The organism is uncultured Maribacter sp., from assembly GCF_947500405.1.
GTDB lineage: Bacteria > Bacteroidota > Bacteroidia > Flavobacteriales > Flavobacteriaceae > Maribacter_B.
Map to the genome: position 1 here is coordinate 50164 of NZ_CANMRY010000005.1, position 16500 is coordinate 66663.

Genomic DNA, 16500 nt, shown 5'->3' on the forward strand with positions numbered 1-16500 from the left:
TGTTGTAAAAGTAAAAATTGGCCATAATCCCTTTGTATATGGTAGTTACAGCGCTATGCAGTTCATCGAATATTTTGACATTTGTTAGAATTTTACCTGGTAAGTAATCCCTGCAGATACAGACCAAAAGAATTTTCCTGGTTCAAAAATAAGCTCCTGCCGTGTTACTCCTAAATTGGTTTTATAAATATTAGGATTCTTTTTTCCTGTAAATTGATATTCAAAAAGTACTTGTTGCGATTCTACATACAATACGGTTTCTGCCAATAAAGCATCTTGTGCATTTCGTAATTGCTTTAATTCTGATGCATACCCAACTCCTGCTATAACTCCTAAATAGTTATCCTTATCTCTTAAATATTTTCTTGCCAATACAGTTCCGGAAAATCCTAGATTTTTATTGTTACTTATAGCCGTTACATAGGGTCTAGCAGAAAAGAAATAGTTTCCAGTGTATAAACCAACACTTGCAGTGGCAATAGTTGCCTTTATAGATTTAAAGTCTAAATAACGAACTCCTAAAGAAAGCTCCATGTTTTTTGGATAATTGGCATATACCTCTACTCCTGCTCTATGTTTAGGAAAAGTAGGTGCGTTAGAAAAACCATAATTTAAATACCCGTAAATCTTTTTAGAAAGTTTGGGGTAAAAATCTAGTTCATATTGTAAACCGTGTGTACCAAACCTATTACTATAATTTATTCTTGGAATAATAGGGCCAGAAAGAGTTTCTCTTTTATACTCTATACTAGAATAAAACATAGGGTCATAGACAACATCAAAAATTTCAAAGCTATTGGTTAATCCAAATTGGTTTTTAAGCATTGTAGTGGTAGTATCTATTTCAGATTCTTTCCCTTCCTCTGTAACGCCAATTATACCGTCTATAGCGTATTGTTTTTGTTTCGCTAAATCTTCATCATTTGGAATATATTTTAATGCCTTATTTGCTAAACCTAAAGCTGTAGCGTAATTTTCAGAATAAAGTTCATTATTAATAGCTGCCACCCAAACTTCTTTAATTTCCTTTTCTTTAGAGATTATAGTATTAAAATGTTTTCTTGCACTATCGTATTCTTTATCCCAGGTATGTGTTTTAGCTAATAGAACACGAACATCTGTATATTCTGGGTATGCACTTAAAATAGTAGTAAGCGTATCTCTAGCAGCTACTCTATTCCCTGCAAAAGCTAATTCCCTAGCGGTAAAGAAAGAGGAATCTGGGTCTCCAGAATACGCAAGCTTCTCTTGTGCTGATATGAACAAACTGCAAAAGCATAAAAGAATAAGAATGTATGTTTTTAGTATATGCATTAAAAATTTATTTCTGCTATTTCTTTATTTTTAGTTAGTATGGTATTTGCTCTTAAAAGCTTAACCTCTATTTCTTTAGAACTAATATTGTTTTCTTGTATTATTTCTTGAATCTCTGGTACTCTATCATTATTATTAGACCAATAATACACGTCTAACAACGCAGCATAACCATCTTCATAGGTTGGGTATTTACGAATAACTTCTTCTAATACTTCTATAGAATTATTGTATTCTTTCTTCCAAGCATATATTCTACCAACAAGAATTTCAGTATCTGCATGTCTTGGTATTTTAGATAGTATATAGTTGCAAAGTAATAAAGAGCGGTCCCATTCTTTATTAAAAGCTAGTTCACGAGCAGTTTCATAAGCATTATCAAAATCTTTATCATTAAAAACACTTTCTACCCAAATTTGGTCTTGTTTAGAAAACTCTTTTGTTTTAGTGACATAGAGAGATAAATCTTCTGGAATTATTTTATTTGTAGTAGTAACATATTTATTTACCGATTTAAAATAACGAAACCTCTCTTTTATGGCATCTTTATTACTAGATTCGTCTTCTTCTAAAAGGTCTAAATCTTTATATAACTTATATACGTTGCCCTTACTAATAAAATTAGAACCACTTATATAATCTACTATGGCTTTTCTCCTTTTGAATAAAGGAATTTCTTTATCTACTTTAAATGTATTTTCATGTACTAAACTACTCCCTAACCAAGAATTTTTTATCGGTATTTTTAAAGTATAATTAGCATCTAAAAAAGAAATTAAAGAAGGTGTAATATCTGCATGTGAAGTAAGCGATTTTATTTTTTTAGGTGTTTTTAAAAGCGGACTAAACAATAATAACGGCACTTTATACTTCTGTAAATTAGTGGTTTGTGGTAAATCAGTACTATTATGTGTACCCGTAATAATGAAAATTGTATTCTTATATTCTGATTTTGTTTTATAATTTTCTATAAACGATTTTACAGCATTATCTGTATACAATAAGCTAGCAAAAAGTTCTTTATTTTTAGAAATTATTTTTCTGGCTCTTTTTGTATATCGTTTTTTATTCCCTAATTGTTTTTCTACCGTTTGTAAATACTTTTTTGCATTAGGAATAGCGTAAGGATTTTTAGTACTAAGTGTTACAAAAAAATCTAACCTAGGTTTTTTTGTACTAAAAAATGATGCATTAAATTTTTTAAATAATTCTGCATCTGGGTATCCTAAAGAAATTCCGGCAGCATCTTCTTCTTGTAAACTATAATTTTGATTAAATACTTTTTTGTCTATAATACGGTCTACACGTTCTTCATCTAAAAATTTATCAATATAATTAAGAGCACTATTACCGCCATAATTAAAAGAAGTAGCATAACCATTTTTCTTAAGAATACTATATAAGGTATTTCTATTAATATAATTATCTAAATTGGTAAACCCTTCTTGCCCAAAAGGCAAAGACCCAAGTATATTTGGTATAGCAGCAAAACTTTCTCCACTATTACTTAGATGGTTTTCCCAAAAAAGACTCTTTGTGGTTAATTCTTGTAAATATGGTGTAAAGCCTTTGTAGTCTGGTTTATCACCAATAAAATCGGAACCCAAACCTTCTACAACTAAAAATATAATATTTGGTTTTTCTTCTTTTACATTAAAATAAGTGGACAAAACATCTTCCTTAACATAGTCTTTTAAAAGTGGATATTCCGCTGTGCCTTCATACGTATCATTTTCAAGAGCATAATTCTTTAAACTAGTAATTAAATGATGTGTTTTATTTTCATTAATTGGTTTTTTATCCGCATATAAAGTGGCTAAAAACAAACTAAATAGTATTAAAGTTACTGGATACATTCTACTAATAACCGTATATGTTTTTGCTGTAAATTTTTGTACATAATAACATACAGCAAAACAAATAAGTAAAAGACCTATAATTGGTAATAAAGAAAAAATTACAGTATCCGATTTAAAAATACCAAGAATACCTGTTCCTAATATCTCATAATTTTGGATATAGTATTGTATTAAAAATGCTTCTATACAAATAAGAAGTATTAGTATTATTCTGGTTACCTTATACCCTAAACCTGCTTTTTTATTTTCTAAATAATTAAATAAGAAAGATAAGATTAGTGCTGTAATTGCTACATATCCAGTATGGTTAAGAAGCAAATGAAAAAAACTTTTATTAAAAACGCTATCTATAACACCACTTAAATATAAACTAAGATTTTGATACACAGAAAGTACAAAAAAAGCCACAAAGAAAGTTAATAACATAGGAATAAAATCCTTTAACTTTTTTGGCGTACCGTCTTTTGGTATGTTATTTTCTACTTGCATTATTATGAAGCTTTTGCAAATCCTTTACGAACTTGTGACCCCCAGCCAGATTTAATTTTAAATAATTTTTTATAATTTCCACGTATTGCTGCCCATACTACTATTGGGTGAAAAGTAATAGGTTCTATAATTGCACAAAACATAAGAATTAATATATCTTTTGTTTTCTTATATTCATTATATGCATATACATCCCAAAGGATAGCGTAAAAAGAAAACATAATAGAAAAAACATAGACAGTTGTTGTAATTGCTATGAAAAAATCCCAGTTTAGTATTCCTAAATAGTAAAAAAGAATAATGGTAAACATTCCAAAAAACTCTAACATTGGAGCTAACCATTCGTAAAAAAACCAATACGGATAACTTAGCATGCCTAGTTTTCCAAATTTGGGATTAAAGAACATTTCTTTATGTTTAAAAAGTGTTTCTAAATTGCCTCTAGCCCACCTATCTCTTTGGTTTACAAGTATTTTTAAATCTTCAGGAACTTCGGTCCAGCATAAAGGGTCTGGTATATATTCTACAGTATATGGTATTTTACGTTCGTGCATATACTTACGCATCTTAAAAACAATTTCCATGTCTTCTCCTACGGTATTGGTATCATAGCCATCTACCGCTAATGCTATTTCTCTATCAAAGAAACCAAATGCTCCTGAAATAATTAATAAACTATCTATTCTTCCCCACGCCATTCTACCTAAAATAAAAGAACGCGTATATTCTAATAATTGAAACCTTGCCAACCAATTTGTTGGTAATTTAATCTCTTCTAATTGTCCGCCTTGTATAACACAAGAATTTGCAACACGTATTACCCCACCAACTGCGATAACACGTTTTTCCGAGCGTTGGTAAAAAGATTTTACAACATGTAGTAATGCATCTGGTAATAAAAGACAATCTACATCTATACAACCAACATATTTATTTTTAGATAACGCCATGCCTGTATTTAAAGCATCAGACTTACCTCCATTTTCTTTATCTATTACTGTAAGTTTAGAAAATGCTCTTTGAGGCGATTTATAAATACCTCTAATAGGTTTAGATTTCCAATTTGGGTCTATTTCTTGGTCTATTTTTACTAGGTCATAGGCATCAATCATTTTTTGAAGCGTATCATCTTTACTTCCATCATTAACCACCATAACTTCATAGTTAACATATTTTAAAGACATTAGAGACCTAATATTTTCTACAATCGTCATCCCCTCATTATAGGCAGGAGCAATTATAGTTATACTTGGTGCTAAAGGAGAAGCCATTAATTTAGACATGTCTCCAAAACTATTTTTGTTCTTGTAGTGTATTGTATTTCGGGTGGCTAAATACCCCATTGCGGTAAAAAATGAAAATAGAATAACTGTAAACAAGAAAAAAACAATGTTTATATATTCTAAAATGATATTGAAAAGACCGCTATCCATTAAAACTTATCAAAGAGTTTACTGGAGAAAGAATAAAACTGTTCTAAGAAAGAAGGCTCTTTAGTAACGGTAGAAACTTCTTCTATATCTAGATTACTTATTTTTGAGGGATTAATATTGTTTTTTTGTAACTCTGCTTTATAATCTTCAAGAAAAGCATACTCTAGCGGAATTGGTTCAAAAGAATCATCAGGTATAATATTTTCAGATTCTATTTGATCTTTTAATTGTTTTAAGCATTTTTTTGCTTTTTCTCTAACTCTTTCATCATCATCTTCTACTAAGTTCATTAATAATTTTACTTCTTTTTTATCACTAACGGCAACTATTTCATTTAATAAAATAAGTTTAGATTCTGTATCAGCATTTGTAAAAAGTTCTTCTAGTATAGAAGTCTCTGTTGTAACATCATCCATTTTTATTTCTTTTTTAGTAGGTAATTCTTTATAAAATTTTTCTAAAAGCTCTATAATACGGTCTCTTACAATACCTTCTTTTTCTTTTAATAAATATTCTTCTAAAAGTGGAATTTCTCTAACATCTCCTAACTCGTTTAAATCTTCTAAAAGAGATAGCATTTCTAATTCTCTTTTATCACAGAATACGGCTTTAGGAATAAAGAACTCTTCCTCTACATTAGTATTAATAGTAATTTCATCTTCATTACTTAGTAATTTATTAATGTCTAGTATCGTATTTTCTGCTTCCGTAATTGTTTCATTAGAAATACTAATCTCTTCAAATATTGTATTAATGTTTTCAATTTTTGAATTATCAATATTTATAATGGATTCCGGCTCTTCTGTAACATTAATCATGTCATAAATAACAGGTAAGAAATCTACATTTAAAGTTTCTTTCTTTTTAATACTTATTTCTTCTCCTATTACTTGTAAATCTAAAGGGTTAATTTCTACAGTTTTTTTCTCTATAACATTAGTAGTAACAATTGGAAGGAAATCTAAATTTAAAGCCGAAATTTCATTTTTATTGTTAGGTTCTACAATAGAATATTCTACGTGTATATTAGTAATATTAGAAGGAACAACTTTCTGGAAATTAACGATAATTTCTTCTGGTTTTACTTCTGGCTTACTGTCTTGAGTAATCATATTTTCATTTTCCTTGCTGGTTACAATAGGAAGAAATCCTAGACTTTCTGATATATCGGTTTCTAAAAAATCTTTGTCCGTCGCATTTATTGCCATGGCCAATTCTTCTTGTCTTAGTTCATGAATAGAATCGTTTGTTTTTAAATCTTCAACTTTTTCTATACTCTCCTTAGGGTTTTCCGTATTTTTAATAATAATTTCTTCAGGTTTTTCTGCTATTATTAATTTTTCTTCTTCTGGAATTACAATATCTTTTGGAGTATTATGTGCTATATTTTTTTCAATTTCTTTAGTTGGCATAATGGTTTCTGGAGCAATACTGTTTATAGTACTCAGTGCTTTACTTTTTACATAAAAATTACGTTCCTTATTTTCTATTTGATTTAAAAAAGGTAAATCTTCCTCTGTCCCAATTTCTGATAAGGCGCTTAGTATTGTAATTTTAATATCGGTAGAGCAATTCCAGAATATTAATTTTAAAGTATCTGTAGCTCTCATAAAACCAAATTCTTTAATACAAAGAATAGCTTCTTGCTTTATTTGAGTGTTTTTGTGCTTTACTAACTCTATAATAGAAAGTTCTGCGTCATTCTGGTTATAATGCTTAATTAATCGTAATGAAAAAAGAACAACATGTTTATTATTAGAAGTTAGCCACTGTTTAAATTTAGGCGGATTAAAATCTTTCTTATTACGTAATACTTCTAATATTTTTAATTGTTGCCATTCAGATATTTTATATCTGGTAGTATCTAAAAAATAAGAAATACCTTCATGCTTTAAAGTTACTGTTGCAATTTCTGCCTGTTTACGTATGGTTCCTCTTTTATCATTTATACGTTTTATGATAAAACCATAAGATTCTGAAACTTGCATTTGTGTTAACTCTAAAATTCCTTTAGAGACAATTTCCCACCGCCAACTTTCTAATTTTGTATACGCATCCTTATGTAAGTCTAATTCCTTATATAATTTAAAAAGAGATTTTTGAGTGCTTCCAGAAACATCAATACTTAAATCTAATAGCACTTCTGATAATATTCTTCTATTAAAAACATCTTTTAAGAATTGTCTTATTTCAATTTTTAATTGAATGTAATTTGTTTTTTCATCTTTAGAACTCTCTTCTTCAAAAAAAAGAAACTCACTAATAATTGGAGAAAGGTCTTTCTTTTTTTGTGCTACCTTTTTTGTTTTTGAAGATATTTTATTTCTAAAATAAAAGATAAATAGAAAATATAGCAAAGCTAACCCCACAAACATGAGGGATAAATCCCAGAGTAAATCTGTGTGAATTTTAGGCGCAGTAATTAACGCTCGGGGGTTATGCGTCTTGATACTTAACAATTGGGGGTTGTTTTACTTATTTAATTCTTTTGTTATTCTTAATAATAATTCTGTTGGACTAAATGGTTTTGATATAAAATCATTTGCGCCTAACTCAAAAGCGCTTAATACATTTTCTTCATTTCCAGCGGAAGAAATTATTATTATTGGTATAGTTAATTTTAGTTCATTTCTTACAAAACCAACTAACTCAATTCCAGAGAAATAAGGCATCATAATATCACTAACAATAACATCTGGAATGGTGTTATTTAGATATTCTTTTACCTCTTTACCATTAGACACAAAAGTTACCTCATGACCTTCTTTTTTAAGCCTAAATTGTAGTAAAGAAATTAAAAGTTCATCATCATCTGCAAGTAATATTTTTTTTTTCATGCTTTATTATTGATTGCTTTTAATTTTAATAAAAGCAGCATCTAATTCTTTTTCTACTATTGGATATTCTATTAAAAATCTACCATATAAAAATTCTAGGTGTTTTTTGTCTACATTGTCCTTACAACCATTTTGTATTTGCACTATAATTTCTAACAAGCCTTCTGTTTGTAACATTGCTAAACCAGCTTTTATTTTATGTGCAGCTAAGCCAACTTCTTCAAAAGCATTATTTTTTAATTGTGTTTTTACAACGGTAATAAATTCTTGTGCATTTTTTTTATATAAGGATAATAGTTCTTCTAACAACTCTGTTTGTCCCATACACTCTTGCCAAATAGGAGTTAGATCTATTTCTTTTTTAGAAACTAGCTCTTTTTTAACTTCTATAAATTCTTTTGGCTCTTTTGCTACAGTAATCATTTTGGTTTTATTTTTTACAAGTTTTATTAATAAATCATCTGGGGCATATGGCTTTAAGATAAAATCATTAATTCCATATTCCGAACATTGTTCTTGGTCTCGAATACTAAAATCTGCCGATAAAGCAATAATTGGCACTTCTTTTATATATTTCTTTTTATTGTTTCTTATGAGCTCTGTAATTTGAAAACCATTCATATTTGGCATTCTTAAATCCATAAGAACAATATCAATTTTTTTATTTTTCAGAATATTTATACCATAAGTAGCACTATCTGTTATATATACTTTACAACCCCAAGTTGTTAAACGTTGCTCAATTAAACGTTGGTTTAAAAGATTGTCTTCAAAAACTAAAACGCGAGTACCATTTACCAGCTGTCTTCCTTTTTGTAAGTTTATAGTGTTTTTATTTTTCTTTGGAACCTTAGAATCATTTCCTTCTTTATATGGGAGTGTAAAACTAAAAGTGGTACCAATATTTACTTTACTGGTAACATGGATGGTTCCGCCAAGTTTTTCTATAATTTGCTTTACAATACTTAATCCAAGTCCAGTACCTCCATACTTAGTAAATGTATCATACTCAGCTTGTTTAAAAGAATCAAAAATATGATTTAGTTGTTCTTTAGTCATACCAATACCAGTATCTTGAACTCTAAATTCTAATATAAAACTTTTCTTGTCTTTTAATTCTTTTAGATTTATAGCAACATTTATTTCTCCATTTTCAACAAACTTTATAGCATTTCCAACAAGGTTTAATAAAATTTGAGATAATTTAGAAGGGTCTCCTATTAATGTTTCAGGTATTGCTTCATCAATTTTAGTATGTATGTTTATATTTTTACTAGCACTAAGTGTCTGGCATAAATAAACTACATCTTTTACTAAATCATAAAAATCAAAGTCTACACTTTCAAATTCTTCTAGACCTGCAGACAGTTTAGAATATTCTAAAAGTTCATTAATTATTTCCATTAAAGAATAAGAAGCAGATTGTATTGCATTTACTTGCTCTAACTGCTCTCCTTTTAATTTGCTTTCTTTTAATAAATCTGCAAAACCAATAATACCATTTAAGGGCGTTCTAATTTCATGACTAACATTTGCTATTAATTTATTAGCATCTGTATTTGTAGTATTAGAATCATTTGGAGTTTCCTCTAATTCTTCTAAAAATTGATTCTCTACATGCGTTGAAACAAGTGGTCCAAAAATTTTAGTTTCTAAGCTATTTTTAAAGGATAAAAAAGATTTTTTAAGCTTTGTAGCCTCTTCAGTATTTAGCTCTTCAAATGAAAATTCGTTTAAAGTAGTTTCTAAACGTAACATTTGATTAAGTAGGTCTTGTGTTTTCAATAAAATGGGTTTAATATTTATATAAACATTCTCTAATTTGCACAATGCCATTTTTTTAAAAGACATATTTAAAGAACTTAACATCCTTAAAACTCTACTAATAATGCTTAATTCGCAATAAAATGTTCCCTACTACCCAAAAAGTGTTGTAAAAATGCAGTATTTGTTGGTCAAAAAACCTTTGAAACTATGTATTTTGTCTATGTTTTTGGTATTTCGTAGATACTACTAGTTCAATAAAGGATGAAAAAAGGTGCTTATATAAAAAAAATAAAGACATAATTAGATATGCCTTTATAGAGTGAAGAATTAAATTTTTAAAAGAATATTTTAGCTATAATTATTCTACTGCTAACCTATCTTTCACATATTCTATTTTTGTTTTTCCGTGTGGTTTTGGTTTCCCATTTTCACCAAGATTTACCATTATAATATTATCTACGGTAACAATAGTTTCATGGGTCATTTTATTACGAACCTCACAATTTAAAGTAAGTGAAGATTTTCCAAATTTTACCACTTCAATACCAATTTCTATGACGTCACCTTTAACAGCAGTACTCATAAAGTTAATTTCGGACATATATTTTGTTACTACTCTTTTATTTTCTAACTGAATGATCGCATATAAAGCACATTCTTCATCTATCCAAGCTAAAACTGTACCTCCAAATAGGGTTGAATTAGCATTTAAATCTCCGGGTTTTACCCATTTTCTAGTATGAAACCTCATAGTTAAGATATTTTTTGCGTAAAATTAAAAAAGAATAAAATGCTAAAATAACTTTGGATTAGAAATATTAATCGTTTTTGGAATAATTAAATTACTTCCCATTCTTTTATTTAATTCTGTAATAAAATAGGCTGATAATAATGGAGACTCTAATTCTAAGTTTTGATGTATAAAAAAATGAATGTTTTTTAATCCTTGTTCTTTCCATTTTATTAATCTTAATATCCATTCATCTAATCTGGTATAATCACTTTTATGATTAGCGCCAACATATCTTATAAAAGCCTCATTTTTTGTAAGTCTCATATGCATTATATCTCTTCTGCCAGCAGTATCTACAATTGTATTACTTATGTTATTCTCTTCTAGTAAGGAATATAATTCACTAGCTACTGCTGTATCATTAAACCAATCTGTATGTCTAAATTCTATAGATAATGGAAATTCTTTTGGCCAGTATTCTATAAAACGCACTACTCTATCCCAATTTTTAGGTCCAAAGTTAGTATGCAATTGTAAAAAGATAGTACCTAATTTATCTTTTAAATTTGAAGTTACATTAAGGTATTCATCTAATATTGGATAAGCCTGATCATTGAGCCTTCTTAGGTGACTTACATTTTGAACTATTTTAGGAAAAAACTTAAAATTTTCTGGAGTCTTATCATACCATTTTTGATACTGTTCTGCAGGGAATATCCTGTAAAATGTAGCATTTAATTCTATACTATTAAATTGAGATGCATAATATGCCAACTCATCTTTTGTTCCTCTTGGATAAAAGTTTTTTAAATCTTGTTTATTCCATTTAGCACAGCCTACATAAATAGAAGTTGCCACATCTTTTTCGGATTTTGAAAGTACAAGATTAGTACCAGAATGATCTTTTGGTAGTGTAAAATCTATAAGTTCGGGTTGTTCTACTTTTCCAAATTTCATAGGAATAACAAAGTATAATGTTAAAAATATATTTTAAAATAATAAAGATAAAGTAATAGTAGTTTTGTTCATAACCACGTTAAAAACTAATTTTATTTTAAGAATTTTAAGATAAGGTTTCTTTTACCTTTATAAAAACCATATGATTATTATGTTAGATCGGTCCCAATACCTTTTAAAGATTCGTCCAGATATACCAACAACAGCAATAAATGAAACTATGGGTCTTAATGAAAGGTTCCAAAATGAAACATTACGGCCTGTGCTAAAGTTTCAGAATGGATTGCTTATAGCTGTATTTAAAAACTACATAACTAAACATAAAAATAAATTTCAAGAACTTTCTATAGAAAAAAAATTGCTTTATATAGAAAATGCAATACAAAAAGACATAAAATTTAGAAATTCTCTTAAGGGTATAATTATAGGTGCTTTTGCAGAAGAAGAATATGCTATTTATATACAAGATTCTTCTGCGCTAAATAAACGCATGATGAATTTAGTTATTAAAAGGTTACAAGATCAAATACAAGTATTTGAGGAAGAAGCATTAATCCACTAAAGATTCACCATTTAAGTTTGTAGTTAATATGCTACTCATTAAATTAAAAAAGGGTCTTATAGATTTAAAAGAATTGTCTATAACGGTAGTAAAATCTTTTGATAAAACTTCTTTATCAGAGAATTTCTTGATAAAAATGTATTGTTTTCTTTTAATTAAATCAATGTTTGGGTGTGCTTTATCAAAACCCTTTGGAGAAGTTTTTACTTGATCACCTACTACATCTCCCCATACTTTTTTAAAAGAAGGGGCTTCAATAATTTCTCTAACTTCTGTAGCATCTACCTCAAATTCTTTTCTTATTCGTAATAAATCTGCCGGATTAGGATCCCAAAACCCTGTGGCAACAAAAGAATCTCCTGGTTTTATTTGCAAATAGTAACCACCTCTTAATTTGGCACCAGATCTAGCAAAAGAGATAGAAAAATGAGACTTATAAGGTGTTTTGTCCTTAGAAAACCGTACATCTCTATATATTCTAAAAACTTTCAATTTTTCAATTTCGTCATGTTTATTTAGGTTTTCCATAACTACAGAAGCCAAGTTCTTTATAGTTGTTTGGTACTTTTTAAAAACCTCTTTATTTTCTGTAAACCACTCTCTATTATTGTTTTTTTCTAACTCTTTTAAAAAATTAAAAACTGGTTTTGTAATCATGTAATCTAACATTCGACTTATGTGTTGTTATTTTATGCTAAAGTTAACCATTTAGAACATTATACTTTTTAATATTTGGTTAATTTTGATGTATTAATCCTATGTTTATGAAACTAGAGTCTGTAATTAATAAAATAATTCAACATAAGAAACAACCTAACTTAAGATATCAATTAAAAGAAAAAGTAGAAGAATTTACGAATAGACTTTTTTATACTCTTTTTGATATTGATACTCCGGTAGAAGAAAATTTAAAAAAGCTAGAAGTAGATTTTGATGCTTTAGTAAATCTTGCTTGTTGGGAAGTAAAAAAACCATGTAAAAAAATATGGGAAAACTATGTGGAAAAATTACCTGAAATTTTAAAAAAATTAAACATTGATGCCGAAGCTACAGTAGAATGTGATCCCGCGTCTCTTTCTATAGAAGAAGTGTATATGGCATATCCAGGGTTTTATGCTATAGCTATTTACAGGTTAGCACATGAATTATATAATGATGGTTTTCCTTTAGTACCAAGATTAATGACAGAGTATGCGCATAGACAAACTGGCGTTGATATAAACCCAGGAGCAATTATTGGACATGCTTTTCATATAGATCACGGAACAGGAATTGTTATAGGAGAAACTGCAATAATTAAGAATCATGTAAAAATTTACCAAGGGGTAACTTTGGGAGGTTTATACGTAGCAAAGAGTTTACAAAAGACAAAAAGGCATCCTACTATTGAAGATAATGTAACTATATATGCCAATGCAACTATTTTAGGGGGCAATACTACTATTGGGAAGAATAGTATAATTGGTGGTAACGCATGGGTTACCGAAACTGTCCCAGAAAATTCAACTGTTTATCATACGCCAGAAATTAAAATTAAAACACTTCCAAATGTCTAAAACAATACTAGATTTAATTGGTAATACACCATTAGTAGAAGCTAGAGTTCTTAATCAAAATCCAAATGTTAAATTATTTTTTAAGTTAGAAGGGCATAACCCTGGAGGTAGTGTAAAAGACCGTGCTGCTTATAATATGATAAAAAATGGATTAGAAACAGGTTCTATAAAAAAGGAAGATAAATTAATTGAAGCTACAAGTGGAAATACTGGAATAGCTTTAGCTATGATAGCTGGCATTTATGGTTTAGATATGGAATTAGTGATGCCAGAAAACTCTACTAAAGAAAGAGTGCAAACCATGCGCGCATATGGCGCAAAAGTTACACTAACTAGTGCAGATGTAGGTATTGAAGGAGCAAGAGATTATGCAGATGCTAAAGTTGCAAATGAGGGGTATGTAATGCTAAACCAATTTGCAAATAATGATAATTGGAAAGCGCATTATAAAACTACAGGCCCAGAAATTTGGCAAGATACTAAGGAAGAAATAACGCATTTTGTGTCTGCCATGGGTACAACAGGGACTATTATGGGAACTTCTACTTACTTAAAAGAACAAAACCCAGACATACAAATTGTAGGAGTACAACCTATGGATGGTGCAAAAATTCCAGGAATACGTAAATGGCCAAAAGAATATTTACCAAAAATATTTGATGCTTCCAAAGTAGATAAGGTTATGGAAGTTAACCAAGAACAAGCTACGCAAACCACAATTAAATTAGCAAAAGAAGAAGGTATTTTTTCTGGTGTTAGTAGTGGCGGTGCTGCATATGCGGCAATACAATTAGCAACTACTTTAGAAAAAGGTGTAATTGTATCTATTGTTTGTGATCGGGGAGACAGGTATTTATCTTCAGATATATTTGGGTAATTTTATGGTAAAGCCTCTGTTAATCCCATTTTAAAAGTTTCGTAATCTTGTAAATAATTATGACCTGCATTTTCTATAACGTAAAACTTTTTCCTATTCCCCTTAATTTCATCAAATAATTTTTTACTTGAAGAAAAAGGAATAACACGATCATCTTTTCCGTGGAAAATAAAAATAGGACAAGAACTCTCTTTAATATATTCATTAGATGGAAATCTAAATTTAGATAACCAATTTATTGGTAAAAACGGAAATCTATGTTGTCCTAAACTAACTGCACTATAAAAAGGAGATTCTAAAATTAGCTTACAAGGTTTATTTTTGGATGCTAATGCAGAAGCTACTCCAGTACCAAATGACCTACCATATAGAATAATTTTATCTTCAGAATATCTTTCTAATGCGTATTTATACACCATATCAGAGTCTGAATAAATTGCTTTTTCAGTTAAAGTACCACTACTCTTTCCAAAAGTTCTGTAATCTATCATAATAATATCATACTCCTTTTTAGAAATCATATTTGCAACATGGGATAAATGAGATAAATTTCCAGAATTCCCATGAAAATAAAGAACAACCCCTTTAGTAGAATTATTTTTTATATGTATACCGTTTATTTTCCCTCCATCTTCCGCATTTAACCAAAACTCTTGAAAAGGTTGGCAAAAATCATAAATATGATTCATTGGCATTTTAGAAGGCATAAAAACAAGTTTGTCTTGGTTATAATAGGCTAAGGCAGTAATTGCAATGTATAAAACACCAATAATAAGTAGTATTTTTTTTAATCTTTTCATATATATTTTAATTGAAAGTCAAATTATTTAATAATAAACCAGAACCAGGAGCTACATGTTTTAGTAGTGCGGTATCTTCAGAAGTTAAACTAGCTTTAAGTTGGTCTATAGAAAACTCTCCTTTTCCTACTTGTAGTAATGCTCCCATCATCATTCTAATTTGATATCTAATAAACCCTTTTCCTTTAACATGAAAGGCATAAGATTTTTTAGGAAAAAAATTTGCTGATAATAAGGTATTTTCTGTAATATAAGAAGAGACAACTTTTCTTTGTACTATTGTATTCTCTTGTAATCTAGCAGTAAAACTTGAAAAGTCATGCTCTCCAACAAAGCAGTATGCAGCTTCTTTCATTACATCTAAATCTAAATTCTCTTGTATGTTTGTTAAATAAGGAGCACAAAAAGGATGATTTTTCTCACCAAAAGAAAATAAATAAACATATTCTTTTAATTTACTATGCTGTATTATATTAAACTCTTTGGTAGTTTCTTCTATATCTAGTACTCGAATATCAGATGGCAAGTTTTTATTAAAAAGTGTAATAAAAATACTTAAATCTTCTATTGATCTATCTGTTAAAAACAATTCAAAAGCAGCATCAAGAGCTGATACTTTAGCATCTGTCCTCCCGGCTCCTAGTATCTTAAAAGTGGTTTCTGGTAAAATATATTTTAAAGTTTTAGTGAGCATTCCTTCAATAGTTTTTTGGCCAGGTTGTTTTTGCCAACCACTAAATCTAAAACCCAAATATTGCAATCTTACCAAATAATAATATTTCTTTTTCTGCATTAATTTAAAATCACAAAATATAAACTTATAATTTTTTTGTAATTTAAGAAGAACTTTAACCAACTAAAATAATATTATGGCAACAATTAAAGAAAAAGCACCATTATGGTTTTGGGTAGTTAGTGGGCTAGCATTATTATGGAACCTTGCAGGTGCTGGGGCATATTTGCAACACGCGTATATGAGTATAGAAGATTTAGAAAAATTATCTCAGGCAGAAAGGCTATTGTATGAATCGCAACCATCATGGGTTACAGCAGCATTTGCTATTGCCGTTTGGGGTGGAACATTAGGATGCGTTGCTCTTTTATTAAGAAAAAAATGGGCAAAACCAATTTTATTAATTTCTTTAATTGGTGTACTTGCACAAATGGGATATTCTTTTTTTATGACAAATTCTTTTGAAGTATACGGGCCTGGTGCAATGATAATGCCAATTATGGTGATTATAATAGCCATAGCTTTGGTTTTCTTTGCTAGAAAATCTTTAGACAGAAAATGGATTACGTAATAACCGCAAAGA

At 29.0% G+C, this 16500-nt stretch carries 15 protein-coding genes; 4 read left to right on the forward strand and 11 right to left on the reverse strand.

The window, feature by feature from the left end:
* Positions 1-84: 84 nt before the first annotated feature.
* From Q0945_RS08480 to Q0945_RS08515, 8 genes are all read right to left on the reverse strand, one after another.
* The gene (locus Q0945_RS08480; protein ID WP_299433454.1) at positions 85-1314 is read right to left on the reverse strand and encodes a YaiO family outer membrane beta-barrel protein; all 1230 of its coding nucleotides are present in this window, start codon (positions 1312-1314) and stop codon (positions 85-87) included.
* Positions 1314-3662 carry an LTA synthase family protein gene (locus Q0945_RS08485; RefSeq protein ID WP_299433457.1) on the reverse strand — a complete coding sequence of 783 codons (2349 nt, stop codon included), beginning with the start codon at positions 3660-3662 and terminating at the stop codon, positions 1314-1316. The genes Q0945_RS08480 and Q0945_RS08485 overlap by 1 nt, the downstream gene beginning before the upstream one ends.
* 2 nt (positions 3663-3664) lie before the next feature.
* Positions 3665-5095 carry a glycosyltransferase gene (locus Q0945_RS08490; RefSeq protein ID WP_299433460.1) on the reverse strand — a complete coding sequence of 477 codons (1431 nt, stop codon included), beginning with the start codon at positions 5093-5095 and terminating at the stop codon, positions 3665-3667.
* Positions 5095-7554, reverse strand: a complete 2460-nt coding sequence (locus Q0945_RS08495; RefSeq protein ID WP_299433463.1) for a HEAT repeat domain-containing protein — start codon at positions 7552-7554, stop codon at positions 5095-5097. Before Q0945_RS08495 ends, Q0945_RS08490 begins: the two co-directional genes overlap by 1 nt.
* A 12-nt stretch (positions 7555-7566) precedes the next feature.
* On the reverse strand, positions 7567-7932 hold the full coding sequence (locus Q0945_RS08500) for a response regulator transcription factor (RefSeq protein WP_299433466.1): 366 nt from the start codon (positions 7930-7932) through the stop codon (positions 7567-7569).
* Between the two features lie 6 nt (positions 7933-7938).
* Positions 7939-9717, reverse strand: a complete 1779-nt coding sequence (locus Q0945_RS08505) for an ATP-binding protein (RefSeq protein WP_299433469.1) — start codon at positions 9715-9717, stop codon at positions 7939-7941.
* Between the two features lie 340 nt (positions 9718-10057).
* Positions 10058-10450 (reverse strand): hotdog domain-containing protein, encoded by a 393-nt coding sequence (locus Q0945_RS08510; RefSeq protein ID WP_298485787.1) that lies wholly within the window; start codon positions 10448-10450, stop codon positions 10058-10060.
* Positions 10451-10492: 42 nt separating this feature from the next.
* Positions 10493-11389 (reverse strand): DUF72 domain-containing protein, encoded by an 897-nt coding sequence (locus Q0945_RS08515; RefSeq protein WP_299433473.1) that lies wholly within the window; start codon positions 11387-11389, stop codon positions 10493-10495.
* A gap of 151 nt (positions 11390-11540) precedes the next feature.
* Between Q0945_RS08515 and Q0945_RS08520 the strand changes: the two genes are divergently transcribed.
* The gene (locus tag Q0945_RS08520) at positions 11541-11951 is read left to right on the forward strand and encodes a glyoxalase (RefSeq protein ID WP_299433476.1); all 411 of its coding nucleotides are present in this window, start codon (positions 11541-11543) and stop codon (positions 11949-11951) included.
* Here Q0945_RS08520 and Q0945_RS08525 read toward each other — a convergent pair.
* Positions 11940-12608, reverse strand: a complete 669-nt coding sequence (locus Q0945_RS08525) for a DUF2461 domain-containing protein (protein ID WP_299433479.1) — start codon at positions 12606-12608, stop codon at positions 11940-11942. The two genes, Q0945_RS08520 and Q0945_RS08525, sit on opposite strands and share 12 nt — an antisense overlap.
* Positions 12609-12715: 107 nt before the next feature.
* Here Q0945_RS08525 and epsC point away from each other — a divergent pair, with 107 nt between their 5' ends.
* Both epsC and cysM read left to right on the forward strand, forming a co-directional pair.
* Entirely contained in the window at positions 12716-13507 is a 792-nt protein-coding gene (gene epsC / locus Q0945_RS08530) for a serine O-acetyltransferase EpsC (RefSeq protein WP_299433482.1), read from the forward strand.
* Entirely contained in the window at positions 13500-14384 is an 885-nt protein-coding gene (cysM, locus tag Q0945_RS08535) for a cysteine synthase CysM (protein ID WP_299433485.1), read from the forward strand. Before epsC ends, cysM begins: the two co-directional genes overlap by 8 nt.
* A 2-nt stretch (positions 14385-14386) precedes the next feature.
* Here cysM and Q0945_RS08540 read toward each other — a convergent pair whose 3' ends face one another.
* Both Q0945_RS08540 and truA read right to left on the reverse strand, forming a co-directional pair.
* Positions 14387-15184 (reverse strand): alpha/beta hydrolase, encoded by a 798-nt coding sequence (locus tag Q0945_RS08540; protein ID WP_299433488.1) that lies wholly within the window; start codon positions 15182-15184, stop codon positions 14387-14389.
* Positions 15185-15191: 7 nt separating this feature from the next.
* Complete coding sequence (truA, locus tag Q0945_RS08545) at positions 15192-15977, reverse strand: tRNA pseudouridine(38-40) synthase TruA (RefSeq protein ID WP_299433491.1); 786 nt, start codon at positions 15975-15977, stop codon at positions 15192-15194.
* A gap of 76 nt (positions 15978-16053) precedes the next feature.
* Here truA and Q0945_RS08550 point away from each other — a divergent pair, with 76 nt between their 5' ends.
* Positions 16054-16488: a hypothetical protein gene (locus Q0945_RS08550; protein ID WP_299433494.1), complete on the forward strand. Its 435-nt coding sequence runs from the start codon at positions 16054-16056 to the stop codon at positions 16486-16488.
* Positions 16489-16500: the final 12 nt, after the last annotated feature.

Coding starts and splice junctions, on each gene's coding strand:
- Q0945_RS08500 (WP_299433466.1), bottom strand. CDS start 7,932: ATGAAAAAAAAAATATTACTTGCAGATGATGATGAACTTTTAATTTCT.
- Q0945_RS08550 (WP_299433494.1), top strand. CDS start 16,054: ATGGCAACAATTAAAGAAAAAGCACCATTATGGTTTTGGGTAGTTAGT.
- Q0945_RS08485 (WP_299433457.1), bottom strand. CDS start 3,662: ATGCAAGTAGAAAATAACATACCAAAAGACGGTACGCCAAAAAAGTTA.
- epsC (WP_299433482.1), top strand. CDS start 12,716: ATGAAACTAGAGTCTGTAATTAATAAAATAATTCAACATAAGAAACAA.
- Q0945_RS08480 (WP_299433454.1), bottom strand. CDS start 1,314: ATGCATATACTAAAAACATACATTCTTATTCTTTTATGCTTTTGCAGT.
- Q0945_RS08515 (WP_299433473.1), bottom strand. CDS start 11,389: ATGAAATTTGGAAAAGTAGAACAACCCGAACTTATAGATTTTACACTA.
- cysM (WP_299433485.1), top strand. CDS start 13,500: ATGTCTAAAACAATACTAGATTTAATTGGTAATACACCATTAGTAGAA.
- truA (WP_299433491.1), bottom strand. CDS start 15,977: ATGCAGAAAAAGAAATATTATTATTTGGTAAGATTGCAATATTTGGGT.
- Q0945_RS08510 (WP_298485787.1), bottom strand. CDS start 10,450: ATGAGGTTTCATACTAGAAAATGGGTAAAACCCGGAGATTTAAATGCT.
- Q0945_RS08490 (WP_299433460.1), bottom strand. CDS start 5,095: ATGGATAGCGGTCTTTTCAATATCATTTTAGAATATATAAACATTGTT.
- Q0945_RS08525 (WP_299433479.1), bottom strand. CDS start 12,608: ATGATTACAAAACCAGTTTTTAATTTTTTAAAAGAGTTAGAAAAAAAC.
- Q0945_RS08520 (WP_299433476.1), top strand. CDS start 11,541: ATGTTAGATCGGTCCCAATACCTTTTAAAGATTCGTCCAGATATACCA.
- Q0945_RS08540 (WP_299433488.1), bottom strand. CDS start 15,184: ATGAAAAGATTAAAAAAAATACTACTTATTATTGGTGTTTTATACATT.